We start from the raw sequence: 14,603 nt of genomic DNA on the forward strand, positions 1-14,603 counted from the left end.
CACAGGCTCCCTCGACCGTAGTGACCGCTACGCTCTTCGGTCGCGAGCCCGCGCTGAAGGGGAAATTCCTGCGCCATGATCATGCCCCCTGGTGAGGAATGCGGGCTAACCCAATTCCCGATAGTCCTTAAACCTTCCCCGATCGTCCAGCATCACCACCCCGGCATAGCGGTTGCTGATGAACAGGCTGGGCAGATCGTCGAGTCCGACAGCACCCAACACCACCAGCAACATGCGGATGGGGCCCGCGTGCGCCGTAATCAGCAGGCTGTGTCCTGCTGCCTCCGAACGGAGGCGCCGGGCGAAGGCGTCGGCTCGCCGTTCCAGCTCCCTGAACCCTTCTCCCCCGGGGTAGGGGCGGTCCCGGCAACGGCGATAGTCCAGATAGGCAAAGGTCTCGCGGACCGGCCGTTGCGTGAACCGGCCATAGTCCAGTTCCCGCAGCAACGAGGAGATATGTACCGGACAGTCGAGTGCCAGGGACTCCCTGATGACTTCCGCCGTCTGCAGGGCCCGCCGCAGATCGCTGGAGTAGATCCGATCGAAACGGTGGTCCTTCAGCAAGGCCGCCACCGCCCGGGCGTCTTCCCGACCCTTTGCGGTGAGGCATGAGGGCACTTGTCCGGCCACCAGCTTGCGCAAATTGTGGCTCGATTGGCCGTGGCGGACCAGGCAGATCACAGTGTCAGCCATGCATTTGCCTCAACCGGTTCAGGTTTTTCCCGTAATGGGTCTCTCCGCCCGGCGTCTCCAGGATCATGGGCGTTTGAGCGAAGCGCCGGTCGTTGACCAGGAGCCTGAACCCCTCCGCCCCGATCCGGCCCTCGCCGATATGTTCATGCCGGTCCACCCGGCTCCCCAACTCACGCTTGGAATCGTTCAGGTGAAAGGCCTTCACCCGGCTCAAGCCCAGCACCCGGTCCAGTTCGTCAAGCGTGCGACGGTAGCCGGCTCCGTCCCGCAGGTCGTAGCCGGCGGCGAAAATGTGGCAGGTGTCCACGCAGACGCCCACCCGTTCGGTTTCCTGCACCAGGGAGAGAATTTCCGCCAGGTGCTCGAAGCGGTACCCCAAATGGCTCCCCTGCCCAGCCGTGGTTTCCAGCAGAATCCGGGTGCGAGCATCCCGATTTTGCTCCAGTGTCCGATTCAAGCTGCCGGCAACCGCACGCAGGCCCGCCGACTCCCCGGACCCCAGGTGGGCTCCGGGATGAACGACCAGGTAATCCAGGCCCAGTCGCCGGCACCGCTCCAGCTCCTGAGAGAACGCCTCCCGGGAGCGGGCCAGGACAGCGGGCACCGGACTCCCCAGATTCAGCAGGTAGGAGGCATGGGCCGCCGTCGACCGGATGCCTGACCGCTGCAGCTCCCCACGAAACTCTTCCACCTCGCTGTCCGTCAGGGGCTTGGCCTTCCATTGCCGTTGATTCCGGGTAAAGATCTGGATCGACTGGCAACCCAGTTCGAGACCATTGCCCGGCGAGTTGTGGACCCCACCGGCGGCGGAGACATGGGCGCCCAGAATCATGACTTGGGGACCTCCCGCGATTGCCGTCCCTTTCCGCCCGGATAGCCGGATACTTGGGGTTGCGTCGTTGCTTCCGGCTCCGACCTCAGCAGCACCTTCCGCAGGCTCCCCCCGTCCGACGACCACAGAAAGTGCTCCGCAAATCCGGCTCCGAGCGGGTCCGACACCTCCGGGATGGATCCCAGGTGGAGAGCGCCGGTGATGGTGGCGATTCGGTCCGCATTGGTGCGCTCGGCCAGATCGGGGGTTGGGGGAAACCGGTTCAGAAAGAATCCCAGGCATTCCACCCCGCGGCTCCGCAGGCACTCGACCGTCATGACCGTGTGATTGATGGTCCCCAACCCCGCCCGAGAGACGATCAGCGCAGGAATCCGCAGTCGCTGGGCCAGATCGGCCACCGAGAGCTTGCCGGAAACCGGCGTCAAGGCCCCGCCGGCGCCTTCCACCACCGTCAGGTCATGCCGGCTGCAGAGTTGTTCATAGCAGTGGCCGATCCGTCCCGGGTCGACGGACACCCCTTCCAACTCGGCTGCCAGGGCCGGAGCTACCGGGGCTGTGAAGCAGTAGGGGTTGACCCATTCAACCGGATCGGAGCAGCCGGCGGCTTCCACCAGCGCCACTACGTCCGGAGACACCCGTCCTGCCGCCGCGGACTCCACCGCCCCGCTGGCCACGGGCTTCATGACACCCACATCCAGGCCTTGTCTCCTCAGAAACCGAACCAGGCCGGCCGCCACTACGGTCTTCCCCACCTCGGTATCGGTCCCCGTAACCATCACACCGCGATATCGAGCTCTTGCCACCGTACCTTCCCCACCCTCATTTCTCAGCACAGGGTACTGTGCACCAAAGAGTAATCCACGAAGAATCACGAAGAACTACAAAGGGCCACGAAGAAAAAACAAAAGAGGAACGTGAATAGGGGACGTTGCACGACCCTTGGCGGACCCCTCTCAAACCACCTCCAACACCTTGGTGGCCCTTCGTCGTCCTTCGTGTCCCTTCGTGGATATCTTTTTTCTACTGAGGCACAGCCTCCCCTGCCTCGCGACTGCACCGTCTCAGGATCCGGACTGGCACCCGATTTCAGTCAGGCAACCCACCAGTTCATCGATCTGGGTTGCCGAGTGGCTGGCCGTCACAGTAATCCGCAAGCGACTGGTGTCCGGCGGAACGGAAGGGGGCCGGATGGCCGCCACCAGGAACCCCCGATCCAGGAGCTGTCGACTCACCTCCAGCGCACGCTCCTCCGAACCCAACAGCACCGGGAAGATGGAGGTCTGTCCCTGGCCTCCGCCAAGACCATGCTGCGCCAGCCGACTGCGCATCAGCCGCATGTTGCTCCGCAGTCTTTCCCGGACCTCTGACGGAGGGCGAATCAGCTCCAGGCTGGCCAGGGCAGCTCCAAGGAGGGCCGGCGGCAGGGCGGTCGCAAAGATAAAGGGCCGGCACTTGTTGATCAGGTAGTCCCTCATGGAAGCCGAGCAGGCTACGAATCCGCCGAAGGATCCCAGGGCCTTGCTCAAAGTGCCCATCAGCAACTCGATTTCCTCCGGACGGGCAGCGCCTCTTTCCTGGAAATGCTCCACCAGGCCGCCTCCCCGGGATCCCAATACCCCGGTGGCATGGGCTTCGTCCAGCATCAACCGGCAGTCGTAACGCCGGCACAAGCTGATCAGACCGGGCAGATCGGCCAGATCGCCTTCCATGCTGAAGACCGAATCGGACACCACCAGCCGACGCCCAGCGCCGCCGCAGCCCTTCAGAAGCTCCTCCAGGTGTTCCAGGTTGTTGTGCCTGAAGACAACGGTGGAGGCGCTGCTGAGGCGGCAACCGTCCACAATGGAACCGTGATTGAGCGCATCGCTGAAGATGTGGTCTCCGGCTCCGACCAGACTGGAGAGCAGGCCCAGATTGGCGCTGAAGCCGGAAGCAAAGGTCAAGGCCGCCGCCTTGCCTTTCAACTCGGCCAATGCCACTTCCAGCCTTTCATGCAGATCCGAATTGCCGCAGATGAGCCTGGAGCTGCTTGCCGAGGCTCCCGCCCTCGCAATGGCCCGGGTGGAACCCTCCCTGACCGCGGGGTGCTGTGACAAGCCCAGGTAGTCGTTGCTGGAGAAGTTGACCAGGCGGCGGCCCCGATATTCAACCAGCGGACTCTCGTGAGCGAGGATTCTTCTGAGCGAGCGGCGCCTGTCCAGCGACTCCAGCCGGCTCAGCTCCCCTTCCACGAACTGGTTCCAGTCCTGGCTCATTGCAACACGGCTTCGGGACCTGCAATCACAGTGGCCGTACGGTCGAGCAGCAGCCGGGTTCTGGAGACATCGATCACCTGATCCACCGTCACCCCATGGATCCGACCCAGCCAGTCCCGCAGGGCGTCGGCACCGGGATCGAACCACTCGGCCTGTGTCAGGGCCGCGGTCAGACCACTGTTGGAGGAGAGGCCGACCATCATCCGATTGAGCAGATAATTCTTGGCAGCCGTCACCTCTCCGGGGGTCACCTCCCGATCCCGCAGGTCTGCCATTTGCTCTCCAAGGTAGGAAACCACGCTCTCCAGTTCTCCCGGTTTCACGCCCAGTTGGACCATGAACACCCCACCCTCCAGGCTGGCGCCCCCGGCGCTGAAGGGGAAGGAGGCCGGTCCTTCGGACACAGCCCTGGTACTGCCCAGTCGGGCTCCCTGCCCTAGAATTTGCGAGAGCACCAGCATCGGAAAGTAGTCGGGGTGCCGGCGAGAAACCCCGGGCAGCCCGTGGACCAGGGTGCCGTAGGAACTCCCCCGCAATCGAATGAGGTGCCGACCGGTTCCCAGCCCCGGAGCCACGGCCTCGACCGGTTGAGACACGGGAGCCTCCAACGCCTGCCAGTCTCCAAAATGGTCCGCGATGGCGGACAGCACCTCTTCAACCCCCCGGTCGCTGGCCACCGACAGGATCAGCCGATTCGGCCGGTAGAACCTCTGCCGGAAGTCCTCCACGTCAGAGGGCTGCAACACCTCGACCGTCTCCAGACTGCCCTTGAGATTGCGCCCGAACGGATGACCATGGGGATGAATCCTTCGTCGAAAGGCCTGCTCGGCCCGGTGAGCCCCGCTGTCGGCTTCCAGGCGCAGCTCGTTGAGGATCACACCCTGCTCCCGGCGGAAGTCGCTCTCCGAAAAACCGGGGCTTCGGACCATTCGAGCCGAGGAGGCCAGTGCCCCGGGGAGATCCTCACCCCTTCCTTGAAGGTGAACCGCCGTCGCCAGGTAGTTTGTCCCGATACCGAGGGAGACTCCCGACGATTCGATGGATTCCGCCGGGGATGGAGCTTCGTCGGTGCCGTCCAGCAGCAATTGTCCGCTGAGATGAGCCAGCCCCGCCCTGTCGTCGCCGTCTCTGGCGGCTCCGGCTCCAAAGGTCAAGCGCAGGCTGAAGCTATCCCGGGCCGGGTGACTCGCGACCCATACCACCATTCCATTGCCCAGCACCTGGCGCTTGGTGCTCCAGGATTCCGGAAGGGGTTGTCCCAACCGGCTCGACGGTAACAAGGGCCCCGGTTCCGCGGAAAGCCCGGTTGGACCCTCCACTGTCGCTCCGCCGCCAAGACGTCCGGCCACTTGCGCCACCGGAAACATGGCGCCGTGGCCGGGCGGACCCAAAACGGGCCGGGCCGAGCTCAGGTTCGGAGCGACGCTTTTTGGTCTACGCCCCCCGGATATGGGATCGGCGCTGGTGGCGGCGAGCTTTTCCACCCCAATGACCGGGGTCTCGGGCCGAGGAAGATACCAGCCTACCGTGCGAGCTTCCTTGGAAAAAATCGGCCGTGCAACCCGCTGCAAGTCGGCCCTGGAAACCCCGTCGATCTTCTCTTCCATACGCTGCAGAACCTGGAAGCTGGCGATGGATTCGAAGGTGCCCAGTTGATGAGCCAGCTTGCCGACGGAGTTCCGGTCCAGAAGAAATCTAGTCTTGATCTGCCTCCGGGCCCGGTCCAGGTCGTCATCCGAAAATTCCCCGTTTCTGAGACGTTCCAACTCATGGTCCAGCATCTCCTCGGCCAGTTCGAAATGGGAGCTGTCCGGAAGCGTCACCAACAACTTGTAGAGGTAGGGGTGACGGGTGGCATGGAGGCTGGAGTGGACATGGGTAGCGACCTCGGAATCGACCAGGGCCCGGTACAGGCGCGAGGTTCTGGCAGCGCTTTCCTGCAGGGAATCCAGACTGACGCTCCGGCCCTTGGCACGACACAACATGGCGTCCAGGACCCACAGCCCGTACAGATCGCTCTGGTGGACGCCGGGAGCCCGAAAGACCATCTGCAAGTAGGGGACACTTCCCGGTCCGGTGAGGCGCAGCCGCCGTTCTCCCCGCTGCACCGGCTCCGACAGCGGCACCCGGGTCGGGGCCGGTCTCCGGGGAATGACACCGAACCGGCGACGGACCGCTCGCATGGCCCGGTCCACATCAATATCACCGACCAGTACCAGAATGGCGTTGGCGGGCGTGTAAAAACGGCGGTAGTGGTCCCAAAGCCGGCTGCCATCCATCTGCTCCACGTCCGGGACCCATCCCCCGGCAGGCCAGCGGTAGGGGTGCCGCTTCAGGGCCGTAGTCGCCATCTCCCAGTCCAATGCCAGGCGGGAATCATCCTCACGCCGCAACAGCTCGGCAATTACCAGACCCCGTTCCAGCTCGATCCGACCGGACTCAAAGCGTTGGTGCCGCAGGCGCCCGGCTGCCAGTTTGAGCAGGTCGTCCAGTTCGCTCTTCACCACCGAAGCAAAGTAGGCGGTCTGGTCCAGAGAGGTGTAACCCTGCAAGAGGCCGGCAGCGTGGCGGACAATCCAGGGACGGTCAGTTGCGGACGACGGGTTTCCGGAGCTGAGGGTCAGGTGTTCGACGAAATGGGAGATACCGGACGTTCCCAGCCCCGAATCATGTGAACCCACCCGTAGCCAGAGTCCCACCGAGACCACTGGAGAGGAATGATCTTCCTTGAGCAGGACCTTCAGGCCGTTGTCGAGATAGGTCTCCACCACCCCGAAGACCGGCGGCTCGGTCTGCTCCGACGGGGCAGTTTCCGTTGATGGATCCTGGGCTCCCACAGCCCCCGAAAACCCAAGAGTCCCCAGCAGAAGTGCGCCGCAAAGGCAGGGCAATGGGCTGGAGGCAGGACGTGCTGCGGACCGGGCTTCGCCGGAGGGCGCGGCTGCAGTCAACCCCGGGTCGGGAGCACGCGGCCGGGTCCGGCCCTGAGCCAAGTGGACCCGCTGGATCGGGTTGCTACTATCAGGATCCCGTGCGTCGGGTCCGGGCGAGCCGCTGCTGGCTACGGAGGGCCCTCCTATAAGCGCCCACGGCCCGCTGATGCTGCGCCAAAGTCTCTGAAAAGACATGTCCCCCCCGGTTGTCGCTGACAAAGTAGAGGTAGTTGGTTTTTGCCGGACGAATCGCGGCCTGGAGTGATTTCAGCCCCGGATTGGCTATGGGGCCGGGAGGCAATCCGGCAATGGTGTAGGTGTTGTAGGGCGAACTGAAATCCAGGTCGGACTGGTAGATCTTGCCTCGAAACCGTCCGTTCAGCTTGGCGGCATAGATCACGGTGGGATCGCACTGAAGCGGGATTCCCCGGCTCAGCCGGTTGTGAAAGACCGAAGAAACCAAGGCCCGCTCCGAGGGCATACCCGTTTCGGTCTCGATCAGCGAAGCCAGCGTTACCACTTGTTGCAGGGTCAACCCACTGGCTTCCATTTCGGGCAGAATGTAAGTCTCGGCCACCTGGCGAAATCGTTGAACCATCTGACGGATCAGATCCCGGGCCGTCGTCTGCCGGTTCCAGCGATAGGTGTCCGGAAACAGGAATCCCTCCAGATTGCCGGCCTTGGGAGCCAAATCGGGAATCAGCTCAACCTCTTCAAGCATTCGGTCGAAGTCCTCGGGCAGAGCCGGGCCGCCCCCTCTGAACAAATCCGGAATTTCAAACAGAGAAGAACCTTCCGGGATGGTGAGCTCGCGATAGTGGATCAACCCCCGGTTCAAGCGCTCGGCAACCTGTGGAATGGTCAGTGGTTCCCGGAACAGATATTCTCCCGCCTGGAGAGGCTTCGACCACTTCAAGGTCTTGACGTAGGCCAGGAAAAGGTGGCGATGGCTGATGATGCCTTCCGTTTCCAGTTGCCGGGCGATGTCCGGCGACGGGGTGCCGGGAGCGATCCACAGCAGCTTCTCCGGCTCCGAGTAGTTCTTGAGCGGATGGTACCAGGCAGTGACAAGGGCGCCGGCTCCCGCTCCCACAAGCAGCAGCCCCAATCCTGCCAGGCACATCAGAATCACAAGTCGTCTGCCTGTTGTCATAGATCCGGCCGGTTGAGTCCGAACTGCCGATTCCGAGAATCCCCGCAGCTCTGGTCATCATTCATCATTCAGAACTGCCGGTTCCGGGAGTCGAGGTAGCTCTGAAGCATGATCGCGGCCGCCATCCGGTCGATGGCCCCGCGGCGTTTCTTCCGTCTCACACCGGCTTCAATCAGGGTCTTCTCCGCCGAGAGCGAGGTGAAACGCTCGTCCCACAAGACCACCGGCAGTCCGGTGGCCTCTTTCAGCCGGTCGGCAAAATCCCGGCTACGTTCCGCCTGCCTTCCCGCCGAGCCGTCCAGATTCAGCGGATTGCCGACCACGAACCGCTCCACCCCGTGCGCCTCGGCCATCTCTGCCAAGTAGGCGAGGTCGCGGTCCCAACCGGACCGCTCCAGGGTGGCGTGACCCTGTGCGATCAGACCGGTCTGGTCACTGAGCGCGATCCCTATCCGGACCTCTCCCACGTCCAGACCCATGCTCCGCATCGAGCGTTACCCTTTCCGTGCTGACCCAGCCCTCATTATATACCGCTCCCTGGCCGGCTCCGCCGCCTACGGACCTCCGGAGACTTCGGGCTCAAGAAGCTCCGCGCTGCCCGTCTTCCGGCATTTCACCATGTATCCGGTCCCCATGTCCCTCCTCAGAAAGGGACGTTGCATCAGCAGGAAGGGTCGCCACAACCGCTCCTTGAGCAACCACTTCGCCAGCCGGGCAAAACGCCGGCCCCCACTCACGGAGGTCCGCCCAAAATCCCTCATGGAACCGCCGGCAGCCGGGGCAAGGGCTCCGACGCACCCGCTCGCGCCGGTGGTCTCACCACGCTCCGGGAACAAGAGCGAGGAGAGCGGGTAGGTCCAGTTCAGCACCGGGAACCCATAACAGCAAAATGCCTCCGCCGCCAAGCCGGACCGGCCGAGCTTTCGGATCAACTCCGCTTTCTCGTATCTTCGGGCGTGGCCGGCTCGAGTGTCGTTGGAGGTCCAGCGACGCTGGTGAGCCGGCACGGAAAACAACAGGATGCCTTCGGCGGACAGCAGATCCCTCCAGCGTTCCAGGCATTGCCGGTCATCCAGGTAGTGCTCCAGAACCTCGAAGGCCAGCACCAGGTCGAAGGGTCCTTCCACCTCAGAAAAATCCTGGGTGCGAAACTCCACCACGCCGGCCGGATGGCTGGATCGCCTCCGGTGCTCTTGAATCAGTGCCGGATTAAGATCCAGACAGAGCCCACGGCACCCCCAACCCACCAGATCTTCATAAATGTTCCCGCTGCCGACCCCAATCTCCAGGAAACGCCCCGATTCCACCGGCTGCAGGAGTCGGCGCATCAGCCAGCGGCGGTAGAGATAGGCCAGGGTGGGGTTGAACTCTGTGCTCAAGACTGGTCTCCGGTCCGACCCTCCAGGCTGTTTTCGTCCTTCCTCAGGGTCAGGATATAGACGGGAAGCCAGGGCATCAGCAAGACGAAGGACCAGCGGGGAAACCACCGCAACCAGCGTGCCGGCCCGCTCAAACCGGGATCGTCCCGGAAGAAGAATTCCGCATCGGCCAGGACCGCGGCGGTCTGGTTCCGGACCCGAAACCGGCGGGCCAGCCGGTTCAGCTGCCGGTAGCTGAGAGGATAGTCGAGATAGGCCTGGCCCCGTCCGGTCCAGCGGACATAGCGGTCGGCCAGCCACCTCGGAAACCAGGACAAGAGGGGCAAGCGATAGTGCTGCTCCATCAAGCCGTACCGATTGGGGGTGGCAAGATAGCACAGCCCCCCCGGACGAAGCACCCGCCAGGCCTCGTCAATCAGTTGCTGCGGCACGCGAACGTGCTCCACCACGTGGTTCAGCAGCAGGACGTCGAAAGTGTCTGAACGCAGGGGAAGGCGACAGCCGTCCGCCCGAATGAAGTGAAACCCCTTCCGGCGACCGTCTTCCTCCGCGTAGTCGACGCCTACCACCAGACCGAAGTGCTCGGCCAGCGTCTGAGTGATTTGACCCTGACTACAGCCTACGTCCAATAGCGAGAGTTTCCGGTCGAGAGCGATCTGTTGCTGCAACACCCGCAGAATCTTTTGGGCCTTGGCCTCTCGAGAGGCCAGGTAGTCTTCCACCCAGGGGGGGAAACGCCCCAGGAAAGTGCGGGAAGGGCTCATGCTTGTTCCCTGGCAGGCGCGGCCGATTTCCCAACCGCCTCCACCGCTTCCGCCAGGCGCTCCCAGGAATGTTCCCGCAGCCTGGCTTCAATGTTTCCGGCCATAGTGGAGCTGCCAGCGCTTGAAAAGAAGTGGATGACAGCCTCCGCAATGGCCTCCGGATTGCGCGGCGGAACCAGGTAGCCGGTGCGTCCCTGCTCCACCGCTTCGGGAATGCCGCCGACCCTTCCCACCACTACCGGTTTCCTGAATCCATGGGCCAACTGCACGATACCGCTCTGCGTGGCGCTGGTATAGGGAACCACGACCAGGTCGGCAGCTGCAAAGTAAGTGGCGACCATTTCGTCGGGAATATAGCGGGCATGCAACGTCACCCTTTCTTCCAGGTCCAGCTTCTCCATCAATTGCCGATAGGGCCGGAGATCTTCCCAACTCTCTCCGGCCACCAGCAGGTGGACCCGGAATCGGTCCAGGATCAACGGGAGGCTCTGCAGCAGGTATCGGAGGCCCTTGTATTCCCGGATAAAGCCGAAGAACAGCAGGACTCTTTCGCAGTGCACGCCGAGTCGGGCTCGAGCAGTGGCCGGGTCGATCTCGGCTGCATTGAAGTGGTCATATATGGGGTGCGGAGACACCGTGACTCGATGGGCCCGATCCCTCCCAATCCATTTCAGCAGGTTGGCCCGGTCCCAATCGGAATGGGTGAGAAAGTAATCTCCCCGTCGCAGGACCCTGCTGGAGAGCCAGTTCTTCAGCCCGGATGTCTCATGCTCGATCACGTTGTGACAAATGAAGAGGGCCGGTGGGCCGGAGTTCCTAGCCAGCGCCTTCAGGAAGACGTGGTAAAAAGGGACCCAATAGGCCGCCGTCCAGGGGAGAACGACCAACTCGGAGTGGTGGAGGGCAATCCTTCCGGGAAGGCGCCACCAGGCCCGGGGGCTGAGGGCATCAAAGGTTGCGTCGGGTTTCTCGAGGGTGACCGGTTTCAAGCTGGGGTCCCGGTCAGTGGCCCCGGGGTACAGCCAGGCGGGGTACTGGCGGGAGTAGGAGAGAAACTGGACCCGGCATCGCCGCCGCAGCGCCCGGACCAGCAGCGATGTGTAGTGCGCGATGCCGCCCCGAAAGGGATGGGTGGGACCGACCACCGAAAGCCTGGTGTTCTGTCTCGGAAATAGCGTTGCCATCTTTCGGAGCGCAAAGGCGCCGGATTTCAGGAGCAACGACGAAGACGGCGCCGTTCCGCCCGAACCCGGAGGGCCGATGGAGGTTCCGGGGGGAGTGCACAACAGTGCCTGTTGGCTGAAACGCAACGGGCCTCTCCTCCCGACTGTTTCCCGCTGGAACCTCCATCGGAGATGGTGACCCTATTGCTGGGACAGGACACCAACTATTGGCGGATCTCGAGTGCCGAGGCCTCCATCGAGTCCGCTTTGGAATGGTTCACGTCGCCTTTTTCGCTCAGTTCCAGCTTGCGAACCCGGTAAAGAGTCTCCTCGCTCAGCCTTCGATTGGCTGCGATCAGGTCCGCCGCCAGTCCAACCACAATGACCTGAAAGCCCACGATCATCAGGATGGCCGCCAGAATCAGCGACTGCACATGGCCTCCGGCAGACTCCAGAAAAAAGAAATAGAGGTAGCGCAGACCCAACAGGAACCCCAAAAGGCAGCCGACCCCTCCCAGGAGGAGAAAAACGCGAAGCGGATTGTACATGGTGTAGATGCGAAGGATGGTCACTGCCGACTTCTTGAGGTAGTACCAGGTGGATCTGGCCAGTCGCGACTCCCGCAGCTTTGGATTGACCCGGATGGGCACGCTGGTCACCCGGAGGGGACCGGCGCCCGCCTGAATTACCGTTTCCAGGGTGTAGGAAAACCGCGTATGGACAATGGTCCGCAAGGCGGCTTCCCGATTGTAGGCGCGGAAGCCGCTGGTGGTGTCTTCCACCGGACAGCCGGCCACCGTGCGAACCAGCCAGCTCCCCAGCCGCTGCAGCCATTTCTTGGCGGGTGAAAAGTAGGCAATGGCTTCAATGTCCCGGGAGCCCACCACCAGGTCGGCCCGATCCTGAAGGATCGGTTCGATAAGGGCTTCCACGTCCTCGCCGGCATACTGATTGTCGCCGTCGGTATTGACGACAATGTCTGCCCCAAGCCTCAGGCAGGCATCCAGGCCCGTGCGAAAGGCGATGCCCAACCCCCGGTTCCGTCCCAGCTCGACCAGATGAGTCACGCCGAGCCTGCGAGCCGCTTCGGCGGTGCCGTCGGTGGACCCGTCATCCACCACCAGGGTCTCTATCGCATCCAGGCCGTCCAAGGCTCTCGGGAGCCGGCTCAGCACCTCGGGAAGGGTGTGCGCCTCGTTGAAACAGGGAATCTGAACGATCAGCTTCATTACGCCTCTGAACGAAGAGCGGGCTCCCGGTGAGGCCGGTGTCCCAGCATGCCTGAAACAAACGCCCGCGCCTGGTGGCTGGAAACCGGTTCAAAGTCAAGCATGGGCAGGTTCTTGATTCACATCGATGCACAAGATGCACAGGATTATTGGCTGATGGTCTGGTCTGAGTGCTCCGGGACGAGAGTGTTCACCCCCTTGAGTTCGACCACCACCTTTTCTTGAACAACGATTCCCCAAAACCGTCTCCCAAGCTCTTGGATTACTTCACGTGCGCACCCGATCAACGATTGGGTTCGCTTCCTGTGCGCAGCCTCTCACCCGCTTAATCCTGTCTATCCTGTGCATCGATGTTCAATAATGCAGCAGACCGATTTGGCGGCACATGGTTTCTGCTCCGGATAGATTATGAACTTCCGTTGTTTCACTCCCACATGATCCGCACGGCAGGGCCGGGGCCCGTCAGTCAGCGGAGGTCAATTCCACCAGCAACGAGCCGAAGGGAAGGGATACCGAAGCCAGAACCGGTATTCGTCGAGGGTCATTGGTGAACCAGAGGGTCATCTTCTTGTCCCGCAGCACGCTTCCCCCACGCCGCAGAGCCGCTTCCACCCTGTGGGCCGCAAAACTTCCCAGTGCAGTCGAAATCAGCTCACTCCCAGCGACCCTGACATCGGCTTCGAAGGTCTCTCCACCTTCCACGATAGGGAACAGGATCCGCAACCCCGGCTTCAGGCCCAACGTGCGCAGCAGGTAGATGGCCGAGACCGGATCCTGGGCGCCCAATTGGATCGTGAGCTTGTTGACCTGCTTGTTGGAGTCGACATACCTGGCCGTTCCGCCCGCGGGGTTGAAGACAACTCTATCCCGCACAGTCCTGCCGTTCTCCTTGAAGGATCTTCGGTACTCCCGGCTGAGCCCCTGATGGGGGTCGAAAAGGGAAGAACACTGAAACTGCAGGCGATAGACAGAGGTCATCGCAGGGGTGCTTTCGGCATCCAGCACCAACCGATAGCCCCCCGAGCCTTCGGAGCCCCTGGAGGCCACCCGCAACTCAGCCCTGCCGGCCTCCAGGGTCTCCGCCCAGGATACGCGATAGGCCAGGCGTTCTCCCACCTCAAAGGGTAGGGAGCCGGACCCGCCATCCACTTCGGACTGGAAAGCGCCACTTGACCGGCCTGAGGCCTGGGACACCCCCTCGATGGGACCGGCAGGAGGCGCTCCCTCCTGAGCCCAGATACTGCCGCCGGCAATTCCGGCCGCCAGCACCATCATCCCCCACAATAGTCTGTCGCTCATGCTCTTCGCCCGGGTGTCCGGGTCAACTGCCACGAAACTCTCGGCAATACGATACGTGAGATCCTTCGGCCCCGACTCCCTCCAGATGACGTCTCTACCCTGCGCCGGGCGTCTTCCGCCAAAGGGGTGAACCCACCCTTAAAAAATATGGCGGCCTCCATCGACCCGGATGCATTCGCCCGTGATGAAATCGCTCTCGATCAGGCTCATCGCCGCCAGGGCGATCTGTTCCCCGCCCCCCCAGCGGCCCAGGGGCGTCACCTCTCGCACCTTTTCCACGTCCTCCGGAGCAAGATCGGGCGGCGGCACCATGGGACCCGGCGCAATGGCATTGACCAGGATGTTGTAGGGAGCCAGTTCCAGGGCCAGCGCCTCGGTGAGGCCCACTACGCCCACCTTGGAGACATAATAGGGCAGATATCCCTTGTATCGGGGACGGCCGCTGGCAGCCGTCCAATCGGCGCAATTGATGATCCTCCCGCCCCCCCTGGCTTTCATTCCCGGTATGACGGCCCGGGCGCACAGGAAGGCGCTGCGCAGGTTGACGTTCATGTTGAGGTCCCAGTCGCTCCCGGTCGTCTCCTCGAACGGCTTGGAGGCGTATACCGATGCCAGGTTCACCAGGACGTCAACCCCGCCCCACATTACCGCTATACGCTTCACCGCATCGCTGATCTCTTCTTCACGGCTCAAGTCGGCCTGAACCGGCATGGCTTCCCGGCCGGCGGCCCGAAGCTCCCGGGCCGCCTGCTCGGCCGAGTCCCGGGACCGGTGATACCCCAGGGCGACCCTGGCCCCTCTTTGCCCCAAAGCGACGCCGACGAGGCGGCCGATTCTCCGAGTCCCGGTGATGAATACCACCTTGCCATCTATGTCCATAGAAACCTCATCCCGGCGGAGGTC

The 14,603-nt window shown here is 62.9% G+C and carries 13 protein-coding genes; all 13 read right to left on the minus strand.

Going from position 1 to position 14,603, the window contains the following annotated elements:
- Positions 1-105: 105 nt before the first annotated feature.
- Positions 106-693, minus strand: a complete 588-nt coding sequence (locus OXI69_10300; protein MDE2666534.1) for a histidine phosphatase family protein — start codon at positions 691-693, stop codon at positions 106-108.
- Entirely contained in the window at positions 686-1,525 is an 840-nt protein-coding gene (locus OXI69_10305; GenBank protein ID MDE2666535.1) for a deoxyribonuclease IV, read from the minus strand. Before OXI69_10305 ends, OXI69_10300 begins: the two co-directional genes overlap by 8 nt.
- Entirely contained in the window at positions 1,522-2,328 is an 807-nt protein-coding gene (gene bioD, locus OXI69_10310; protein ID MDE2666536.1) for a dethiobiotin synthase, read from the minus strand. Before bioD ends, OXI69_10305 begins: the two co-directional genes overlap by 4 nt.
- A 258-nt stretch (positions 2,329-2,586) precedes the next feature.
- Complete coding sequence (gene bioF, locus OXI69_10315; protein ID MDE2666537.1) at positions 2,587-3,780, minus strand: 8-amino-7-oxononanoate synthase; 1,194 nt, start codon at positions 3,778-3,780, stop codon at positions 2,587-2,589.
- Positions 3,777-6,617 (minus strand): pitrilysin family protein, encoded by a 2,841-nt coding sequence (locus tag OXI69_10320; GenBank protein ID MDE2666538.1) that lies wholly within the window; start codon positions 6,615-6,617, stop codon positions 3,777-3,779. The genes bioF and OXI69_10320 overlap by 4 nt, the downstream gene beginning before the upstream one ends.
- Positions 6,618-6,801: 184 nt before the next feature.
- Positions 6,802-7,836 carry an endolytic transglycosylase MltG gene (gene mltG, locus OXI69_10325; protein ID MDE2666539.1) on the minus strand — a complete coding sequence of 345 codons (1,035 nt, stop codon included), beginning with the start codon at positions 7,834-7,836 and terminating at the stop codon, positions 6,802-6,804.
- A gap of 98 nt (positions 7,837-7,934) precedes the next feature.
- The gene (ruvX, locus tag OXI69_10330; protein MDE2666540.1) at positions 7,935-8,354 is read right to left on the minus strand and encodes a Holliday junction resolvase RuvX; all 420 of its coding nucleotides are present in this window, start codon (positions 8,352-8,354) and stop codon (positions 7,935-7,937) included.
- Between the two features lie 66 nt (positions 8,355-8,420).
- On the minus strand, positions 8,421-9,245 hold the full coding sequence (locus OXI69_10335; GenBank protein ID MDE2666541.1) for a class I SAM-dependent methyltransferase: 825 nt from the start codon (positions 9,243-9,245) through the stop codon (positions 8,421-8,423).
- The gene (locus OXI69_10340; protein MDE2666542.1) at positions 9,242-10,009 is read right to left on the minus strand and encodes a class I SAM-dependent methyltransferase; all 768 of its coding nucleotides are present in this window, start codon (positions 10,007-10,009) and stop codon (positions 9,242-9,244) included. The genes OXI69_10335 and OXI69_10340 overlap by 4 nt, the downstream gene beginning before the upstream one ends.
- Positions 10,006-11,319 carry a glycosyltransferase gene (locus OXI69_10345; GenBank protein MDE2666543.1) on the minus strand — a complete coding sequence of 438 codons (1,314 nt, stop codon included), beginning with the start codon at positions 11,317-11,319 and terminating at the stop codon, positions 10,006-10,008. Before OXI69_10345 ends, OXI69_10340 begins: the two co-directional genes overlap by 4 nt.
- A 77-nt stretch (positions 11,320-11,396) precedes the next feature.
- Positions 11,397-12,401, minus strand: a complete 1,005-nt coding sequence (locus OXI69_10350) for a glycosyltransferase family 2 protein (GenBank protein MDE2666544.1) — start codon at positions 12,399-12,401, stop codon at positions 11,397-11,399.
- A 462-nt stretch (positions 12,402-12,863) separates the two neighbouring features.
- Complete coding sequence (locus OXI69_10355; GenBank protein MDE2666545.1) at positions 12,864-13,700, minus strand: DUF3108 domain-containing protein; 837 nt, start codon at positions 13,698-13,700, stop codon at positions 12,864-12,866.
- Positions 13,701-13,838: 138 nt separating this feature from the next.
- Positions 13,839-14,579: an SDR family oxidoreductase gene (locus tag OXI69_10360; GenBank protein MDE2666546.1), complete on the minus strand. Its 741-nt coding sequence runs from the start codon at positions 14,577-14,579 to the stop codon at positions 13,839-13,841.
- Positions 14,580-14,603: the final 24 nt, after the last annotated feature.

It is taken from the genome of Acidobacteriota bacterium (assembly GCA_028875575.1).
GTDB lineage: Bacteria > Acidobacteriota > Terriglobia > Versatilivoradales > Versatilivoraceae > Versatilivorator.